Below are 20,319 nucleotides of genomic sequence, written 5' to 3'. Positions count from 1 at the left end.
GTGGATCACTACATTCTGGACAAAAAGTGGCTACTGGATTGGATAGCTTCTCTTTGTTGGCAATACCATTTTTTATCTTGGCAGGATCTCTAATGAATAGCGGAGGTATTGCAACAAGATTGATCAACTTCTCTCAAGTGTTAGTAGGTAGAATTCCAGGATCATTAGGACATGTAAACGTCATGGCGAATATGATGTTTGGTTCGATTTCTGGATCAGCCGTTGCTGCCGCTGCGGCTGTTGGTGGCACTATGGCACCATTACAAAAGAAAGCAGGATATGATCCAGCTTATTCCGCTGCAATTAATGTTTCTTCTTGTATTACTGGATTATTGATTCCGCCGTCTAATGTGATGATTGTATATGCATTAACTGCTGGTGGGATTTCTGTTGCAACACTATTTATGGCTGGATATGTCCCTGGTTTCTTAATGGGAATAGGGATTATGGTGGTTAATTACATTATTGCTAAAAAACATAATTATCCTGTATCAGAGAAACCAACATTAGCTTTAGTGATCAAATATGCATTAGACGCAATTCCAAGTTTGCTGATGGTGGTTGTGGTAATTGGCGGTATTCTAGGTGGTATTTTTACTGCGACAGAAGCTTCAGCTATTGCGGTAGTCTATACATTTATCTTGTCTGTTGTGATTTATCGAGAAATTAAGTTATCAGAATTACCGAAAATTATCTTAGAATCTGTGGTAACAACTTCAATTGTTTTATTCTTAATTGGGGTTTCAGTGGCAATGTCATGGGCAATGACGAATGCAGATATTCCATATATGATTAATGATTTATTGTTAAGTGTTTCAGATAATTTAATTGTTATCTTATTGATTATTAACATCTTATTATTAATCATTGGTGTGTTTATGGATATGACACCAGCGGTACTAATCTTTACGCCAATTTTCTTACCAATCGTAACTGATTTAGGTATGGATCCAGTACATTTCGGTATTATGATGATCTTTAACCTCTGTATTGGTTTGTGTACTCCGCCTGTGGGTAGTGCGTTATTTGTCGGGTGCTCTGTTTCTGGTGTTAAATTACAAAATCTGATTAAACCAATGTTACCGTTTTTTGCAGTCCTTTTAGTAACGCTATTTATGGTAACTTATATACCACAACTTTCTCTCTTCTTACCTAATTTATTAGGTATCTAATCTGCTTTGTTGCTATTGTTTTATAACTTATTAGAACAATAGCAACAATTTTTTCTGAAATTTAGAATAAAAATTGTATGCTATGATATAATTTTTAGCGTGAATCTCGTTTAAATAGGTATGATATCAAATGAAGTTGACTGATAACCAAAGACTTTATCAACAGTTAGCACAAGATCTCAAAAACCGAATTATTTCAGGAGTTTATAAAGTTGGTGATAAATTGCCTGCTGAAAGATTTATTTCAGAAGAAATGAATGTCAGTAGAACGGTGGTGAGAGAAGCGATCATTATGTTAGAAGTGGAAGGCTATGTCGAAGTAAAAAAAGGATCTGGCATTCATGTTATTGCTTCGGCACCGAAAGATGCCTCTCAACTGAATGAACCTAAAGGCTTAGAATTTTCGAAATGTGGTCCGTTTGAATTATTACAAGCACGTCAATTAATCGAAAGTATTATTGCTGAATTTGCCGCAACACAAGTAACGAAAGAAGATATTATTGATTTAATGGAAATTCAAAAAAATGCTAGACAAGAAGATCGTTTTAGAGATTCTGAATGGGATTTGAAATTCCATACTAAAATTGCACAAATTACTCGAAATAGTGCTTTGGTAACAATTGTCCAAGAAATGTGGCAACAAAGAATTTTAAATCCATATTGGCGTAAATTGCATGATCATATTGATTCACGTTCTATTGATAGTTGGTGTAATGAACATGATGAAATTCTGCAAGCATTAATGAAAAAAGATTCGGAAGCGGCGAAAATCGCAATGTGGAAACATTTAGAACATACTAAACAAATGTTATTTAATGGTGCGAATGACGATTTTGAAATTAGTATCGATAAATATATGTTTTCTGATAATCCTGTTATTCATTTATCTCAAAGTCTTTTTTCATTGAAAGATACTGTAAAAGATTAACCTTTAATGGGTTAATCTTTTTACCTTTCTATATTTTTATCTCTCTTTCTATTCTCCACATCTTATTAATTTCAAACCAAAAGTATTCAAAAGTTAAATAACCGTCATTTCACATTGAATATTATTTGTGTGTTTTATCACATTAATACACCTAATTCGCAAAAATGATAATGAATTACTTGCAATAATCCATATCTGATAATAGACTAACGGAAAGTGGTAAATTGTGGTAAATAGTGGTAATAAATTCTTCCTTTTAACTCATTTTATAGGTAACGAGTATGTTTCGAGGTGCATCTCTCATTAATCTTGATGCTAAGGGTCGTTTAGCGATTCCCACTCGTTATCGTCTAGAACTACAAGAGAAAGAACACGGACAGTTAATTTGTACTGCTGATATTCGCCAACCTTGTCTATTGTTATACCCATTATCTGAATGGGAAATCGTCGAACAAAAATTACTGCAATTACCGAACTTTGATGAAACTGGACGACGTTTACAACGTGTTATGTTGGGATACGCAACGGAATGTGAACTGGATAAAACTGGTCGAATTCTTCTTAGCCCTGCATTAAGACAACATGCCGCCCTAGAAAAAGAGATTATGCTTGTTGGTCAGCTCAATAAATTTGAAATTTGGCAAGCTGAAAAATGGCAACAACAAATTGCAGAAGACATTCAAATTGGTAGCAGTGGTACGATGGCAACGTCTGATGAGTTAAGAACTTTGTTTTTATAAGCGAGTTTTATTCATATGGAACAAGTAACCTATTCAGATCCTGCACACTTTACTGTTTTGCTGAATGAAGCAGTAGAGGGATTGTCTTTGAAACCAAATGGTATCTATATTGATGGTACTTTTGGTCGTGGCGGACATTCGCGCAAAATTTTATCTGAATTGGGTGAAAATGGACGTTTATTAGCTATTGATCGTGACCCAGAAGCTATTTTAGCAGCACAAGCAATTCAAGATTCGCGTTTTTCCATTGAACATAGTACTTTCTCTGAGATTAAAGCTATTTGTGAAAAATATGCGTTAATCGGCAAAGTTGATGGCATTTTGCTCGATCTCGGTGTTTCTTCACCACAATTAGATAATGCAGAACGTGGCTTTAGTTTTATGCAAGATGGTCCGTTAGATATGCGAATGGATAGTTCTAAAGGGCTTTCTGCGGCGGAATGGTTGCAACAAGTTTCAGAAAGCGATTTGGCTTGGGTATTAAAAACCTTTGGCGAAGAACGTTTTGCAAAGCGTATTGCACACAATATTGTCGAATTTAATCGTCAAGCTTTGCAAAATAAAACTGAGCCATTAACACGCACATTGCAATTGGCGCAGTTAATTGCTCAATCAATTCCAGTAAAAGAGAAACATAAACATCCAGCAACCCGAAGTTTCCAAGCTATTCGTATTTTTATTAATAGCGAATTAGAAGAGTTAGAGAAGATTTTAAATTCTGCACTTGAGGTTTTGGCGCCAGAGGGCAGATTAGCCATTATTAGTTTCCACTCCTTAGAAGATCGTTTAGTAAAACGCTTTATGAAGAAACAGAGTAAAGGAGAGGAAATTCCAAAAGGATTGCCATTAACTGAAGATCAAATTGAACGTAATCAGAAATTAAAAATTATTGGTAAGGCGATTATGGCGAGTGATGAGGAACTTGCCGTAAATGTTCGTTCAAGAAGTGCAGTATTACGAGTAGCGGAGAGATTAAGATGATTTTTAAAACTTATGATCGCTACCCATTATGGCGAATTATTGTAGATGATATTTTCCAAGCGAATAAAACGGTGATGTTGTTATTGATTGCATTATTAATTACGGCAGTTTCAACAGTATGGATTACCCATTTAACCCGTTTAGCAATTAATGAAAAAAATCAGCTACAAACAGAATATCAAGCATTACAAAGTGAGGCATTGAATTTGCGCTTAGAAGATAGTGCATTGAGCGATCGTACTAGAATCGAAGGGATCGCTCGTCAACTAGGTATGCAATCGACGCAAGATGAACAAGAAGTATTAATTATTGAATAAATTAGATAACTGGGTACTACAATGGTAAGGGTCAAAAAGAAATCATTACAACAAACAAGTAGTTTTTCTAAAGGACGCTATATTTTTGCGATAGTCTTCATTATTGCAGGTTTAATTGCATTAATTGCAAGAGCAGCCTATGTTCAATTAATTAATGCTGATTTTTATATTGCAGAAGGTAATAAACGTTCATTGCGTACTGAACAAATCCCTTATATTCGTGGTGATATTCTTGATCGTAATGGTGAATTGTTATCGGTGAGTGTTGAAAACTATTCAATTATTGCCGATCCAAAAGAAATTTTTGAAAAAAATTCATTGATGGAAAAAGAACGTTGGCAGCGTTTAGCAGAAACATTGAATGTCCCATTATCAGATGTTATCAATCGTTTAAATAAAAATCCTAAATCTCGTTTCGTCTATTTAGATCGCCAAATTTCACCAACAATGGCGAAATATATTCGTGATTTAAAAATCACTGGTATTTCTATGCGCAAGGAATATCGCCGTTTTTATCCAACTGTGGAAGAGTCTGCACAATTATTAGGTTATACCAATATTGATGGACAAGGTATTGAAGGGATTGAAAAGAGTTTTGACTCCTTATTAATTGGCAAATCAGGTTCTAAAACTTATCGTCGAGATAAATCGGGTAATATTATTGAGAATATTTCTAGTACGCAAAAATATGATGCTCACGATGTTACATTAAGTATCGATCGTCATTTGCAATCAATGGTATTCCGCGAAATTAAAAAGGCAGTAGCAGAAAACAAAGCGGAATCAGGTACGGCGGTGTTAGTTAAGATTAGTACTGGTGAAATCTTAGCAATGGCAACTGCACCATCTTATAACCCAAATAGTATTTTTGGTTCACAAGCGGAATTACGCCGTAATCGTGCGATTACCGATACCTTTGAACCAGGTTCAACAGTAAAACCATTTGTGGTATTAACTGCATTGACACAAAAGATCATCTCTCCAGATACAGTGATTAACACTAAACCGTTTGTGGTCAATGGGCATACTATTCGTGACGTGGCACCACGTAATGAATTATCCATTACAGGAATTCTACAAAAATCGAGTAACGTTGGGGTAAGCCGCCTATCCTTACAAATGCCAATTTCTGTATTGATGAATACTTATCACAAAGCCGGTTTTGGTATGCCGACTAATTTAGGTTTGGTTGGTGAACAATCAGGGACTTTACCATTAAATCGTAAACGCTGGGCAGATATTGAACGTGCTACAGTGGCGTATGGTTATGGTTTAACCGTAACACCTTTGCAATTGGCACGTGCTTATGTGGCATTGGGTAGTTTTGGTGTCTATCGTCCGCTTTCTATTACAAAAGTCGATCCACCAGTAATTGGAGAGCGTATTTATTCAGAAAAAGTGACTCGTGAAGTGGTGAAAATGATGGAGAGCGTTGCACAACCGGGTGGTGGTGGTATTGCTGCTGCGGTACCGGGTTATCGTGTGGCAATTAAAACAGGTACAGCGAAAAAATTGGAAAATGGCCAATATGTGGATAAATATATTGCCTATACAGCTGGTATCGCACCGGCGAGTGATCCTCAATTTGCATTGGTAATTTTGATTAATAATCCAACCGCAGGTAAATATTATGGTGGTGCAATTTCTGCGCCAGTATTCTCAAAGATTATGGGACATACTTTACGTGCAAAAAATATTACACCTGATGGTATTGAAGGTGAGGTTAAGAGTGCAAAACGCGTTGTACGTATTGATACACTAAAGAGTGAAAATCAACGAGATAATTAAGGAAAATCAAAATGCAGCGCTTAAGCCGTTACTTTAATTTAACCTTACCAGATCAACCATTACAGGAAATGCAATTAGATAGCCGAGCAGTAAAAAAAGGGGATGTTTTTGTCGGCTTAATTGGACATCAAATTGACGGTAGAAAATTTGTACCACAAGCGATTGATGCTGGCGCTGCAGCGATTATTTTAGAGAGTGAAGATGTACAAGATAAAGCGCGATTAACTTGGCAGAACAATATTCCTGTTATCTATGTTTATCAACTAGCTAAGCAATTATCCCAATTGGCGGGTGAGTTTTATCAGCAGCCTTCTAGTCAAGTAACATTAGTGGGAGTAACTGGTACAAATGGTAAAACCACGATTGCAAATTTATTAACTCAATGGACTCATTTACTTGGTAAATGTAGTGCGGTGATGGGTACCATTGGTAATGGTTTCTATCAACAAATTAAACCAGCAACTAATACCACAGGTTCTGCGGTAGAAATTCAACGTAATTTAGCAGATTTTGTTAAGCATGGCGCAGATTTTGTGGCAATGGAAGTTTCTTCACATGGTTTGGTACAACAACGTGTTGCAGCGTTACATTTTAATGCTGCGGTATTTACTAACTTGAGCCGCGATCATTTAGATTATCACCACACTTTAGCTGCATACGCCGCCGCCAAGAAAATATTGTTCACTGAATTAGATGTACAACAACGTATTATTAATGCTGATGATGAAGTGGGACAACAATGGCTGCAAGAATTGCCTGATGCAGTTGCAGTGAGTTTAAATGCAAGATTCCAACCCAACCATTCACAATGGTTAAAAGCTACACGTATTGAATATCACCCACAAGGTGCCACGATTCATTTCTCTTCTAGTTGGGGTGATGCCACTTTTCATTCCAAACTTATTGGTGAGTTCAATGTCGCTAACTTATTACTTACTACTGCAACGCTATTATCATTGGGCTACTCTTTAGCGCAATTAAGCGCTACCGCCTCTCAACTTGAAGGTGTTTGCGGCAGAATGGAACGCTTTACTGCCGAAAACCGACCAACGGCAGTTGTAGATTACGCACATACACCAGATGCGTTAGAAAAAGCATTATTAGCGGCTAAATTACATTGCCATGGACAATTGTGGTGTGTGTTTGGTTGCGGTGGTGATCGTGATAAAGGTAAACGTCCACAGATGGCGAAGATTGCGGAACGATTGGCGGATAAAGTGATTATTACAGACGATAATCCGCGTACTGAAGATGCTGCCGCAATTATAAATGATATTGTACAAGGGCTAGACTTTCCAAATAACGCTACTATAATTCATCGCCGTGAACAGGCATTAGAGTATGCTTTTTCACAAGCAGCACCAAATGATCTTATTTTGGTAGCAGGCAAAGGACACGAAGATTACCAAATTATTGGACAAACCAAATACCATTTTTCTGATCGTGAGATTGTGTCACGATTGCTGGGATTGACATAACACAAATAACATAAAGAAGAATAACAAATGATCACAATTAATTTTTCTACTTTAAGTAAGTTGTTAGCTGCACAAGAAATTAACCCACCTCAAGCTGACATTGAAGTAGATAGTGTAACAACTGATAGCCGCACAAATTGTTGCGGCAGTATTTTTTTTGCCTTAAGGGGAGAAAGTTTTGATGCTCACCAATTTCTTGATCGCGTGTATCAACAAGGCGCAAAGATTTTGGTAGTAGAACAAGCTAACCCTAATATTCCATTACCGCAATTAGTGGTTGCAGATACAAAAAAAGCATTAGGACAATTAGCCGCTTGGGTAAGATTACAAGTCAATCCTAAAGTGGCTGCGATGACAGGTTCATCAGGTAAAACAACAGTAAAAGAGATGACTGCCGCGATTTTGCAACATACGGTGAATTCACCAGATGAAGTATTGTTTACCGCAGGTAATTTTAATAATGATATTGGGGTGCCATTAACGCTATTACGTTTAACTAATGCACACCGTTATGCAGTGATTGAGCTTGGTGCTAATCATGCAGGTGAAATTGCTTATACCACACAATTAGCACGTCCAGACGTAGCTTTAGTCAATAATGTCGCGCCAGCGCATTTAGAGGGATTTGGCTCAGTGGAAGGTGTTGCTAAAGCAAAAGGCGAAATTTATCAAGGTTTAACGTCAAACGGTGTGGCGATTGTTAATGCAAACTGTCAATATCTCAATTTCTGGCAGCAAAATATTGGCCATCATCCTATCCAACAATTTTCGATCAATTCAGCACAAGCTGATGTCTATGCGAAAGCGATAACACCTTATGCCGAAGGTTATCATTTTGTGTTATGTACACCACAAGGAGAAATTGCAATCGATTTACCTTATTTAGGGGAACATAATATCAGCAATGCGTTAGCAGCAGCTTCTTTAGCGTTAGCTTTGGGCGCTTCGTTACAAGATATTAAAGCAGGCTTAGCCGCAGGTAAACGAGTAAAAGGCAGACTCTTTCCTGTTATAGTGAATCCGCAATTTACTATTTTGGATGATACTTACAATGCCAATGTGGATTCATTAAAAGCAGCCATTGCAGTGTTACAACAAGCAACACAAGCGATCAAAATTTTAGCAGTCGGAGATATGGCGGAGTTGGGTGAAAGTACAGAGCAATGCCATCAACAAGTTGCTGAAGCAGCACATCAAGCAAATTTAAGCAAAGTATTTAGTTTTGGCCATTATAGCCGAGCTATTAGTGCTCGTTGTGGCGGCGAACATTATCAACAGAAAGCAGAGTTAATTACTGCGTTGCAACAATATGTAACAGAACAACTGCAGGCAGGAAAAACAATTTTATTATTAGTGAAAGGATCTCGTTCAATGAAAATGGAAGAGATTGTGGAAGCATTTAAAGGTTTTGGACAATGTTAGTTTGGATTAGTGAATTTTTAGTCAAGTATCACACTTTTTTTAATGTCTTTTCATATATTACTGTTCGTGCAATTTTAGCGTTATTAACTGCATTATTGTTCTGTTTATGGATTGGTCCTAAAGTCATTACCAGATTACAAATGTTGCAAATTGGCCAAGTTGTACGTGATGACGGCCCACAAAGCCATTTTAGTAAACGTGGTACGCCGACAATGGGCGGTATTATGATTTTAGCCTCTATTGGTGTTAGTACCTTGTTATGGGCAAATCTAGAAAATCCATATGTGTGGTTTGTGCTATTTGTGCTATTTGGTTATGGTGCAGTCGGTTTTATTGATGATTACCGTAAAGTGGTGCGTAAAAACACAGATGGCTTAATTGCACGTTGGAAATATTTCTGGCTCTCTTTTGTGGCGTTAATTGCCGTAATCGGAATGTACTGGATTGGTAAAGATACTAATGCAACGGTATTGGTAGTACCATTCTTTAAAGAAATTATGCCGCAACTCGGTTTGTTCTATATTGTGTTGTCTTATTTTGTGATCGTTGGTACCAGTAACGCAGTGAATTTAACTGACGGCTTAGATGGTTTGGCGATTATGCCAACAGTATTAGTTGCTGCTGCATTTGCCTTAATTGCTTGGGCAACTGGTAACTTCAATTTCGCAGATTATCTACATATTCCTTATATTAAATTCAGTGCTGAATTAGTGGTTGTTTGTACTGCCATTGTTGGTGCTGGCTTAGGTTTCCTTTGGTTTAATACTTATCCAGCACAAGTATTTATGGGAGATGTTGGTTCTTTATCATTAGGTGGTGCAATCGGTACGATTGCTGTTTTAGTAAGACAAGAATTTTTATTAGTCATTATGGGCGGTGTTTTTGTTATTGAAACATTGTCAGTAATTTTACAAGTGGGATCATACAAATTAAGAAAACAACGTATTTTCCGTATGGCGCCGATTCACCATCATTTTGAATTAAAAGGCTGGCCAGAACCACGCGTTATTGTCCGTTTTTGGATTGTTTCCTTGATTTTGGTGTTGTTAGGATTAGTAACGTTGAAATTACGTTAAGTGGTATTTGAGGGGACAGATAACAATGTCTAATTGGGATTATACAGGGAAAACCGTCACTATCGTTGGTTTAGGTAAAACAGGATTATCTTGTGTTGATTATTTCGTTGGCAAAAATGTTAAATTGCAAGTGATTGATACACGCCAACATCCAGCAGGTTTAGATCAATTGCCAGCAGACGTTCCTGTTCATACAGGTAGTTTAAATACTGAATGGTTGGTTAACAGTGATTTAATTGTCTTAAGTCCAGGGATTGCAGTAAAAACACCAGAAATTCAACAAGCCGTTGCTGCTGGTGTGGAAATCGTTGGTGATATTGAACTATTTTGTCGTGAAGCAACAGCGCCAATTGTCGCAATTACCGGATCTAATGGTAAAAGTACCGTAACCACATTAGTTTATGAAATGGCAAAAGCTGGCGATATAAAAGTCGGCATTGGCGGTAATATTGGTATTCCAGCGCTTTCCTTGTTAGATAAAGGCTGTGATTTGTATGTATTAGAGCTTTCAAGTTTCCAATTAGAAACGACTTATAGTTTAAAAGCAGCTGCTGCAACGATCTTGAATATTTCCGAAGATCATATGAATCGTTATCGTGATTTAGAGGATTATCGTCAGGCAAAATTACGTGTTTATCAAAATGCAAAAACTATTGTTGTTAATCATGAAGATCGCTTGACTTATCCTGATAATCACGAGGAACAACAAACAGTTTTCAGTTTTGCCGCACAAGATGCAGATTATTATTTAACCACTGAATCAGGCAAAACTTATCTCAATACGCCAACTAAACGCCTATTATCTGTTGAGGAAATGAAATTAAGTGGTCGCCATAATTATATGAATGCACTCGCTGCTATTGCGTTAGCGGAAGCGGTTAATGTTCCTGAAAAAGGTATTGTGCAAGCATTGCAAACTTTTGGTGGCTTAGATCACCGTTTCCAAACTGTACATCAAGCAAATGGCGTACGTTGGATTAATGATTCTAAAGCGACCAATGTAGGCAGTACGCAAGCGGCTTTAAATGGTTTGGAAGTAGCAGGTCGTCTATATTTATTACTTGGTGGTGATGGCAAAGGAGCAGATTTTAGCGATTTAAAACCACTAATTAATAAACCTAATATTTTCTGTTATTGCTTTGGACAAGATAAAGCAGCATTAGCGGCATTATCAACTCAAAGTGTTATTGTGGATACCATGGAACAAGCGATTAATGTGATTCGTCCATTGTTGCAAGCAGGCGATATGGTGCTATTATCACCAGCTTGTGCGAGTTGGGATCAGTTTGCTAATTTTGAAGTACGCGGCAATGATTTTGCTCGTTTAGCTAAACAATAAATAAAGGTAAGGTTTAATGTTATCGAGAATAAAAGATGGCTTTTGGCGCTGGGGACGTATTACACCGCAATCGTCTTTATATGATCGTACCTTATTTTTATTGTTCATTATTCTATTATTTATTGGTTTTGTTGCAGTAACAACGGCATCATTTACTACTGCAGCAAAGCTGTATAATGACCCGCTCTATTTTGCGATCCGTGATGGTATTTATATTATTACTGGATTGGCGATGTTCTTTTTTGTGCTGCAAATTCCAATGGAGAAATGGGAAAAATGGAGCACGTGGTTATACTTAATTGCGCTATGTTCACTGATAGTGGTGTTAATTGTTGGTCGTAATATTAACGGGGCAACGCGTTGGATTTCATTAGGCTTTGTTAATTTCCAGCCAGCTGAATTAGCGAAATTAGCGTTAATTTGTTATCTTTCCAGCTTTTTTGTGCGCAAATATGATGTAGTGACAACACGACAACTTATCTTTATACGACCGACCATTGTTTGCAGTATCTTAATTTTGTTTTTGCTGTTGCAACCGGACTTGGGAAGTAGTGTTGTATTATTCGTCATTACATTTGGTATGTTGTTTATTGCCGGCGCAAAAATTTTCCAGTTTTTCTTGCTGATTGGAGCTGGCGCAGGCTTATTAATGTTTTTAATTGTAATTTCGCCATACCGAATGAAGCGGGTTACTTCTTATATGGATCCTTTTGCCGATGCTTTTGGTACAGGCTATCAATTGTCAAACTCATTAATGGCATTTGGTAACGGGGAGTTTTTTGGTCAAGGATTAGGTAATTCCATCTTAAAATTAGAATATTTACCAGAGGCACATACTGACTTTGTGCTTGCCATTATTGGTGAAGAATTTGGTTTTATTGGTGTGTTAGTCATTGTCTTTTTACTATTTTCTTTGGTATTTCGTGCCTTAAAAATTGGTAAAGAGTCGTTAAAATTAGAAGCTAAATTTCGTGGCTTTTTTGCTTTTGGTATTGCATTCTGGATTTTCTTCCAAGGTTTCGTGAATTTGGGCGTAACTATTGGCTTATTACCAACAAAAGGTCTTACATTCCCACTAATCAGTTATGGTGGTTCAAGTTTAATTATTATGTGTATTGCGATTGGTATTTTAATGCGGATCGATCATGAGAATCGGTTAGCAAGTGGGCATGCACATTTACGAGATGATTAAGAGTAATTTATGACAAAACGTTTATTAGTTATGGCTGGAGGAACTGGCGGTCATGTTTTTCCAGCGATTGCTGTTGCACGAGTCTTACAAGCACAAGGCTGGCAGATTGAATGGCTGGGTACCAAAGATCGTATGGAAGCCGACTTAGTGCCTAAACATGGTATTAAGATTCACTTTATTGAAATTTCAGGACTACGTGGTAAAGGCTTATTGGCTTTATTAAAAGCACCATTTAAAATTGTGAGAGCAATATCGCAGGCGAAAAAAATTATCAAAGCCTATCAACCTGATGCGGTATTAGGGATGGGGGGATATGTTTCTGGCCCTGGTGGTGTAGCAGCAAAATTGTGCGGCGTACCTGTTATTTTGCATGAGCAAAATGCGGTGGCGGGTTTAACCAATAAATTATTAGCGAAAATTGCTACTCGAGTATTACAAGCTTTTCCTAATGCTTTTCCAGATGCTGAAGTTGTCGGTAATCCAGTTAGGGCAGATATGTTTAGTTTGCCAACACCGCAACAACGTTTTAATAATCGAGAAGGTGCTTTACGGATTTTGGTGTTTGGTGGTAGCCAAGGTGCACGAGTATTGAATTTATTGATGCCAAAAGTTGCAGAAAAATTAGGCAATAGCATTATTATTCGTCATCAGGTTGGGCAAGGTAATAGTCAGCAAATTCGCGCGCTTTATGCACCTGATGCCCAAGTAGAAGTGAGTGATTTTATTGATGATATGGCGGCAGCCTATGCGTGGGCAGATGTAGTGATTTGCCGTTCTGGTGCATTGACTGTCTGTGAAATTGCCGCAGCAGGGGTACCAGCGATTTTTGTACCATTCCAACATAAAGATCGCCAACAGTATTTAAATGCACGCTATTTAGCTGATGCCGGCGCAGCAGCAATTATTGAACAAGCTGAATTAACCGCAGAGAAAGTAGCGGCATATTTACAACAATGGGATCGCCAAACGTTATTGACAATGGCGGAAAAGGCTCAAACGAAAGCAGCACCAAAAGCGGCACAACAAGTCGCAGAAACAATTATTTCAGTTACAAAATAAGAGAATTACATGGACGATAAAATTAGAGAAAATTTTCAACATCAAGTGCGTATGGTGATCCCAGAGATGCGCCGCGTCAAACAGATTCACTTTGTTGGTATTGGCGGTGCTGGTATGGGTGGTATTGCAGAAGTGTTACTGAATGAAGGTTACCATATTACTGGATCGGATATTCAAGAGAATGCAGTGACATTGCGGTTGGCAAGTTTAGGCGCAAAAATCTTTTTACAACATGCAGCAACCAATATTTCAGGTGCGAGTGTAGTGGTGGTATCAAGCGCGATTAAACCTGATAATCCAGAAGTAGCAGCAGCGCGTGAAGCGCGTATTCCAGTTATTCAGCGTGCACAAATGTTGGCAGAAATTATGCGTTTCCGTCATGGCATTGCAGTGGCTGGTACACATGGTAAAACCACAACAACTGCGATGATTGCAATGATTTATGCACAAGCAAAATTAGACCCGACCTTTGTTAATGGGGGATTGGTTAAGTCAGCAGGCACCAATGCTCATCTTGGTTTAAGCCGTTATTTAATTGCGGAAGCAGATGAAAGTGATGCCTCTTTCTTGCATTTACAACCAATGGTTTCGGTAGTGACTAATATTGAACCAGACCATATGGATACCTATCATGGCGATTTTGAAGAAATGAAACAAACCTATATTAATTTCTTACATAATTTGCCATTTTATGGATTAGCTGTATTGTGCGCTGATGATCCAGTGTTGCAGACTTTAACTGCCAAAGTTGGACGCCAAGTGATTACTTATGGCTTTAGTGAACATGCAGACTATCGTATTGAGAACTATAGCCAAACCGGCTTCCAAGGGCATTACACTGTGATTTGTCCAAATGGTGAAAAGATTGAAGTATTGTTAAATGTACCAGGACGTCATAACGCATTAAATGCAACCGCAGCTTTGGTGGTGGCAAAAGAAGAAGGTATTAGTAATGAAGCGATTTTGGCGGCGTTAGCTGATTTCCAAGGTGCAGGCAGACGTTTTGACCAACTGGGTTCTTTTATTCGTCCAAATGGTAAAGTGATGTTGATTGATGATTATGGTCATCACCCAACAGAAGTGAATGTTACCATTCAGGCAGCCCGTCAAGGTTGGGAAAATAAACGTATTGTGATGATTTTCCAACCGCATCGTTATAGCCGTACTCGCGATTTATTTGATGATTTTGTACAAGTGTTATCGCAAGTCGATGTCTTAATTATGTTAGATGTTTATCCGGCTGGTGAAGCGCCAATCACTGGAGCAGATAGCCGTTCTTTATGTCGTTCTATTCGTAATTTAGGTAAAATTGACCCAATTTTCCTTGCTGATCCTGCACAATTACCAGAGATTATGGATCAAGTCCTACAAGATGGTGATTTAATTTTGGCTCAAGGTGCTGGAAGCGTAAGTAAGTTATCTCGTCATCTTGTTGAGTTATGGAGCAAATAAATGGACATTCAACAACTAAAACAACAAAAGATCGCCGTATTATTAGGTGGTAACTCTGCAGAACGTGAAGTGTCATTAGTTTCTGGCGCTGCAGTATTAGAAGCCTTACGTTCCGAAGGATTTAATGCACATCCGGTTGATCCGCAGACTTTCCCAGTAGAAGAACTAAAAAAACAAGGGTTTGAGCGTGTCTTTAATATTTTGCATGGACGAGGTGGAGAAGACGGTTCTTTGCAAGGTTTACTAGAACAACTTGGCATTCCTTATACAGGTTGCGGGGTGATGGCATCAGCCTTAACTATGGACAAGATGCGTACTAAGTTGTTGTGGAAAGCAGTTGGTTTGCCAGTTGCCGAAATGGAAATTGTGACTCGTGAAACTCGAGCTGCATTAAATGCACAAGCGATTGTTGATAAATTAGGTTTACCATTGATGGTAAAACCATCACTAGAAGGTTCAAGCGTTGGTTTAACTAAAGTAAAAAAAGTTGAAGAGTTAGCAGCAGCGGTTGATTTAGCGCTTACACATGATGACACTGTACTGATTGAAGAGTGGTTAGCTGGTGAAGAATTCTCAGTGCCAGTGTTAGATGGTGAAGTGTTACCTTCAATTTTAATTAAACCAGAAGGTGAGTTTTACGATTACGAAGCAAAATATATTTCAGATAAAACTCAATATTTCTGCCCATCAGGTTTAAGTGATGCAAGAGAAGATGAACTACGTCAGTTAGTGAAACAAGCTTATGATATTGTTGGCTGTCGTGGCTGGAGCCGTATTGATGTGATGACTGATGCCGAAGGACAATTTAGATTAGTTGAAGTGAATACTAATCCGGGTATGACTAGCCATAGTTTATTCCCAATGGCAGCTAAGGTTGTAGGTTATAGTTTTTCACAACTAGTGGTTAAAATTTTGGAGTTGAGTGCTGAATGAGAAACCGTACAAAATACGCCTCTCGCACCAATTATAGCCGCTCTTCTGTTTCCTATTATGGTAAACCAGAGAAGAGTGAACCTTTCATTAGTTTGAAAGGTTGGCTAAGACTGATTTTGTATATTGTGATCGCGGGAATAGCCTATTATGGCTATTCTCACCGTATGGAGTTTTTAGAAAAGCTCGATCCGTCACCAATTCATTCATTTAATTTAAAGGGAAATCCTTTATTTACCACAAATGATGATGTACGTGAGATGTTGAAAAAATATGCTGATAGTCATCAAGGGTTAAGAGGTTATTTTGGACAAGATGTTGAATCGATTGAGAAAATGTTTGAATCGCTCTCCTGGATTAAGTCAATCTCGATTCGCAAAATCTGGCCAGCACAATTAAATATTAGTGTGACAGAATATATTCCTGCTGCAAAATGGAATGATGTAAATTATTTAACTTCCGATGGTACGATTTTTAGTTTACCAAAAGGGAAGATTAATGATGATAATTTACCGCATTTATCAGGACCTGATTTTCAGGGCGTGACAGTTCTTAAAACTTGGTATGATTTAAGTAAAATTCTGCAAGGCAAAAATATAACGTTAAAATTTGTGACAATTGATGATAGAGGTTCGTGGAACGTAACCTTATCTAATGATATTATATTGAAATTAGGGCGCGGTGAGTGGAAAGATAAAATTGATCGCTTTCTAACGATTTATCCACAAATTGAAATCCCAGAGAATAAGAAAATTGCTTATATTGATTTGCGATATAATACTGGAGCGGCAGTAAGTTTTGCTGATGCCCCACAAAATACAGAAAACACACAAAATAAAAGTGAATAATAATTATGGCTAAAATTGATGAACCACAAATAATTGTCGGATTGGAAATAGGCACATCAAAAGTTATTGCAGTTGTTGGTGAATTATTACCTGATGGTGTAGTAAATGTCATTGGTGTGGGAAGTTGTCCATCAAAGGGAATTGATAAGGGAAGTATTACGGATTTAGAAGCTGTGGTGAACTCTATTCGACGAGCAATTGAAGCCGCAGAATCAGTCGCAGATTTAAAATTAATTGCACGCGTTACCTTAGCAATTACTGGCGAACATATCCAAAGCCTAAATGAAAGTGGTTTTGTCGCATTATCTGGTGAAGTCACACAATCAGATATTGATGATGCTATGCACATTGCAAGTTCTGTTAAAGTGGGCGATGGTTTAACTTTATTACACGCTATTCCGCAAGAATATTCCGTTGATCAACAAACCAATATTAAAAATCCATTAGGATTGCAGGGAGTTCGATTAACTGCACAAGCGCATTTAATTGCGTGTCATCAAGATTGGTTAATCAATTTACGTAAAGCTGTTGAGCGCAGCGGCTTAAAAGTAGATGAAATTGTCTTTTCTGGATTAGCGTCAAGTTATTCAGTATTAAGTGAAGAAGAAAAAGAACTTGGTGTTTGTTTAATTGATATCGGCGCAGGCACTATGGATATTTTGGTGTTTACCGATGGTTCATTACGTTATAGCAAAGTGATTCCTTATGCAGGAAATCGTGTTACTGATGACGTGGCGCAAGGTATTTTTACTTCAAGAACAAATGCGGAAAATATTAAAGTGAATTACGGTAGTGCGGTTTTACTATCAAATCCAGAGAAACGTAATTCTGCAGAAAGAGTGATTGAAGTACCGGGAATTGGCGGTCGTCCATCAAGAGTATTAACGAAAGAATCGTTATCAATTATTACTTCAGCACGTTATAAAGAATTATTAACCTTGGTCGATAAAGAGTTGCATCAACTGAAAAGACAATTAAAAGAGAAAAATGTCTCTTCTGAATTGATTGCCGGTATTGTCTTGACTGGTGGTGGTTCATTGATTGATGGTATGCTAGAGTGCGCGACGGAAGTGTTTGGGCAACAAGTTCAAGTGAAAATTGGTACACCGCTCAATATCACAGGATTGACAGATTATGTGGATAAACCGCAATATGCAACGGTGTTAGGTTTATTACAATATACCTATCATCAATCTTCAGGTGTACAGCCACAAATCAAAGGAATGACAGGAGAATTATCAAAAACAAACAAAATTGGCAGTTTATTTAAAAAATTTTTAGATAAAGTGAAGTCTGAATTTTGATATTCTCGGTTTTTGGCATACAATAAACAGAATGTCATGATATTTTTAATGGTTATATAAGAGAGAGCAAATATGTTATTTGAGCCTATTGATGAAATAGTCCAAGATGCGGTTATCAAAGTCATCGGCGTTGGTGGCGGTGGTGGTAACGCATTAAACCACATGGTTCAGGACGAATTCAAAGGAGTTGAGTTCTTTTCAGTAAATACTGATGCACAAGCGCTACGTAAAAGTTTGGCTCAACAGACCATTCAAATTGGTGCTGAAATTACTAAAGGACTTGGTGCTGGTGCAAAACCGGAAGTTGGTCGTCAAGCAGCGGAAGAAGATCGTGAAGCATTACGCAATATGTTAGAAGGTGCGGATATGGTGTTTATTGCTGCTGGTATGGGTGGTGGTACCGGGACTGGTGCTGCGCCGATTATTGCCGAAGTAGCGAAAGAGTTAGGTATTCTCACTGTTGCTGTTGTGACTAAACCATTCAAATTCGAGGGTAAAAAGCGTATGCAATTTGCTGAAGCTGGTATCCAAGAATTGGCTAAATATGTGGACTCTCTCATTACTATTCCGAATGATAAATTATTAAAAGTATTAGGTAAAAATATCTCTTTCCTTGATGCTTTGGCAGCAGCGAATGATGTATTACGTAATGCAGTACGTGGTATTTCAGATATTATTACTTCACCGGGTTTAATCAATGTGGACTTTGCTGACGTGAAAACTGTAATGTCAGAAATGGGTTATGCGATGATGGGAACTGGTATTGCCTCTGGTGAAGTAGGTGATGGTCGTGCAGAAAAAGCGGCACAAGATGCGATTGCTAGCCCATTATTGGAAGATATTGATATTTCTGGTGCGAAAGGTGTATTAGTTAATATCACCACAAGCGGTTTCAATTTTGCAATGGGCGAATTTGAAGCGGTTGGTGAAACTATTCATGCGTTTGCTGCAGAAGATGCTACAGTGGTTATCGGTACCAGTGTGAATCCGGAATTACCGGAAAATGAATTACGTGTTACTATCGTTGCGACAGGAATTGGTGGTCGTAATGTCAGTGGTGAACCACGTATTGAAATTGTTGCAAATAATACACAAGCACAAGATAAAAACGCTTTCGGCGGTTATAAATTACCACCATTAGGTGACACAACTCGTGCTGAACAATTTAAATCAGAAAATTCAGCAGGAACTGCAACTAGTGGTAATGCAGTGAAGAAAACTGCATTAGATGAGGCAAAATTATTTGACTTGCCAACATTCTTGCGTGAAAACGCAAATTAATTTAACAATGAAAAGTTTCAATGAACTATAACTCATTGATAACTGGAGTAATTATGATTAAACAAAGAACGTTAAAACAAAGTGTTAAAGTCACAGGTATTGGACTACATAGTGGTAAGAAAGTAACTCTTACCTTACGTCCTGCACCAGTGAATACAGGGGTAATCTATTGTCGTACAGATTTACCAGAAGTCGTTTCATTCGCAGCTGATCCTCATTTGATCCGCGATACAACACTTTGTACTTGCATGATCAATGATGACGGTGTGCGTATTTCAACTGTTGAGCACCTAAATTCAGCATTAGCTGGACTTGGTATTGACAATATTATTATCGAAGTGGATGCACCGGAAATTCCAATTATGGATGGTAGTGCAAGTCCATTCGTTTATTTATTGTTAGATGCTGGCATTGAAGAACAAGAAGCAGCGAAGAAGTTTATCCGTATTAAGAAAAATATTCGTGTTGAAGATGGCGATAAATGGGCGGAATTTAAGCCATATAATGGTTTTAAATTAGATTTCACCATTAATTTCAAACATCCTGCGATTAGCAATGATGTGGCACATTATCAATTAGATTTTTCGACCAAAGCTTTTATTCAACAAATTAGCCGCGCAAGAACTTTCGGTTTTATGCGTGATATTGAATATCTACAATCTCATGGCCTTGCATTAGGTGGTAGTTTAGATAATGCGATCGTGTTAGACGATTACCGCATCTTGAATGAAGAAGGTTTACGTTTTAAAGATGAGCTTGTTCGTCATAAATTGCTTGATGCGATTGGTGATCTTTATATGGCAGGACACAATATTATCGGTGAATTTACTGCCTATAAATCAGGACATGATCTCAATAATAAATTGATTCGTGCAGTATTGGCTGATCAAGAAGCTTGGGAACTTGTTTCTTTCGACGAAAAAGAAAAAGCAACACAAGGCTACTTGGCGACCAATCAAGTGTTAATTTAATTCATTAATAAATTTCTCTTATAACCATAATAAAAAACGCA

Annotated in this window: 18 protein-coding genes; all 18 read left to right on the top strand. The window is 37.8% G+C overall.

Features of this window, described 5'->3' with window-relative positions; genetic code table 11:
* A partial coding sequence (locus QS62_RS10740) for a TRAP transporter large permease (RefSeq protein WP_066110048.1) occupies positions 1–1,172 on the top strand: 1,172 nt, incomplete at its 5' end.
* A 130-nt stretch (positions 1,173–1,302) separates the two neighbouring features.
* Complete coding sequence (gene exuR / locus QS62_RS10735) at positions 1,303–2,100, top strand: transcriptional regulator ExuR (protein WP_066110044.1); 798 nt, start codon at positions 1,303–1,305, stop codon at positions 2,098–2,100.
* A 281-nt stretch (positions 2,101–2,381) separates the two neighbouring features.
* Positions 2,382–2,840 carry a division/cell wall cluster transcriptional repressor MraZ gene (mraZ, locus tag QS62_RS10730; protein ID WP_066110042.1) on the top strand — a complete coding sequence of 153 codons (459 nt, stop codon included), beginning with the start codon at positions 2,382–2,384 and terminating at the stop codon, positions 2,838–2,840.
* A 15-nt stretch (positions 2,841–2,855) separates the two neighbouring features.
* A complete protein-coding gene (gene rsmH, locus QS62_RS10725) occupies positions 2,856–3,821 on the top strand; it encodes a 16S rRNA (cytosine(1402)-N(4))-methyltransferase RsmH (protein ID WP_066110040.1) in 966 nt (321 codons plus the stop codon).
* A complete protein-coding gene (gene ftsL / locus QS62_RS10720; protein WP_066110039.1) occupies positions 3,818–4,138 on the top strand; it encodes a cell division protein FtsL in 321 nt (106 codons plus the stop codon). The genes rsmH and ftsL overlap by 4 nt, the downstream gene beginning before the upstream one ends.
* A gap of 21 nt (positions 4,139–4,159) precedes the next feature.
* On the top strand, positions 4,160–5,926 hold the full coding sequence (gene ftsI / locus QS62_RS10715; RefSeq protein WP_066110037.1) for a peptidoglycan glycosyltransferase FtsI: 1,767 nt from the start codon (positions 4,160–4,162) through the stop codon (positions 5,924–5,926).
* An 11-nt stretch (positions 5,927–5,937) separates the two neighbouring features.
* Complete coding sequence (murE, locus tag QS62_RS10710; protein WP_066110036.1) at positions 5,938–7,404, top strand: UDP-N-acetylmuramoyl-L-alanyl-D-glutamate--2,6-diaminopimelate ligase; 1,467 nt, start codon at positions 5,938–5,940, stop codon at positions 7,402–7,404.
* Positions 7,405–7,431: 27 nt separating this feature from the next.
* Positions 7,432–8,826 carry a UDP-N-acetylmuramoyl-tripeptide--D-alanyl-D-alanine ligase gene (gene murF, locus QS62_RS10705; RefSeq protein ID WP_066110034.1) on the top strand — a complete coding sequence of 465 codons (1,395 nt, stop codon included), beginning with the start codon at positions 7,432–7,434 and terminating at the stop codon, positions 8,824–8,826.
* Entirely contained in the window at positions 8,820–9,902 is a 1,083-nt protein-coding gene (gene mraY / locus QS62_RS10700; RefSeq protein WP_066110032.1) for a phospho-N-acetylmuramoyl-pentapeptide-transferase, read from the top strand. Before murF ends, mraY begins: the two co-directional genes overlap by 7 nt.
* A gap of 25 nt (positions 9,903–9,927) precedes the next feature.
* Complete coding sequence (gene murD / locus QS62_RS10695; RefSeq protein ID WP_066110029.1) at positions 9,928–11,241, top strand: UDP-N-acetylmuramoyl-L-alanine--D-glutamate ligase; 1,314 nt, start codon at positions 9,928–9,930, stop codon at positions 11,239–11,241.
* Positions 11,242–11,257: 16 nt separating this feature from the next.
* Positions 11,258–12,433, top strand: coding sequence for a putative lipid II flippase FtsW (gene ftsW, locus QS62_RS10690; protein WP_066110026.1), 1,176 nt, complete (start codon positions 11,258–11,260; stop codon positions 12,431–12,433).
* Between the two features lie 9 nt (positions 12,434–12,442).
* Entirely contained in the window at positions 12,443–13,492 is a 1,050-nt protein-coding gene (murG, locus tag QS62_RS10685) for an undecaprenyldiphospho-muramoylpentapeptide beta-N-acetylglucosaminyltransferase (RefSeq protein WP_066110024.1), read from the top strand.
* Positions 13,493–13,501: 9 nt separating this feature from the next.
* A complete protein-coding gene (murC, locus tag QS62_RS10680; protein ID WP_066110021.1) occupies positions 13,502–14,944 on the top strand; it encodes a UDP-N-acetylmuramate--L-alanine ligase in 1,443 nt (480 codons plus the stop codon).
* Positions 14,945–15,877, top strand: coding sequence for a D-alanine--D-alanine ligase (locus tag QS62_RS10675; RefSeq protein WP_066110018.1), 933 nt, complete (start codon positions 14,945–14,947; stop codon positions 15,875–15,877).
* Positions 15,874–16,722 carry a cell division protein FtsQ/DivIB gene (locus QS62_RS10670; protein ID WP_066110015.1) on the top strand — a complete coding sequence of 283 codons (849 nt, stop codon included), beginning with the start codon at positions 15,874–15,876 and terminating at the stop codon, positions 16,720–16,722. Before QS62_RS10675 ends, QS62_RS10670 begins: the two co-directional genes overlap by 4 nt.
* Positions 16,723–16,727: 5 nt before the next feature.
* Positions 16,728–18,026: a cell division protein FtsA gene (gene ftsA, locus QS62_RS10665; protein ID WP_066110013.1), complete on the top strand. Its 1,299-nt coding sequence runs from the start codon at positions 16,728–16,730 to the stop codon at positions 18,024–18,026.
* Positions 18,027–18,098: 72 nt separating this feature from the next.
* Positions 18,099–19,307, top strand: coding sequence for a cell division protein FtsZ (gene ftsZ / locus QS62_RS10660; RefSeq protein ID WP_066110010.1), 1,209 nt, complete (start codon positions 18,099–18,101; stop codon positions 19,305–19,307).
* A gap of 53 nt (positions 19,308–19,360) precedes the next feature.
* Entirely contained in the window at positions 19,361–20,278 is a 918-nt protein-coding gene (gene lpxC / locus QS62_RS10655) for a UDP-3-O-acyl-N-acetylglucosamine deacetylase (RefSeq protein ID WP_066110007.1), read from the top strand.
* The last annotated feature ends 41 nt before the right edge of the window (positions 20,279–20,319 follow it).

This window comes from Gallibacterium salpingitidis (assembly GCF_001678495.1).
Lineage (GTDB): Bacteria > Pseudomonadota > Gammaproteobacteria > Enterobacterales > Pasteurellaceae > Gallibacterium > Gallibacterium salpingitidis.
This window is presented reverse-complemented; position numbering and strand designations above follow the sequence as displayed.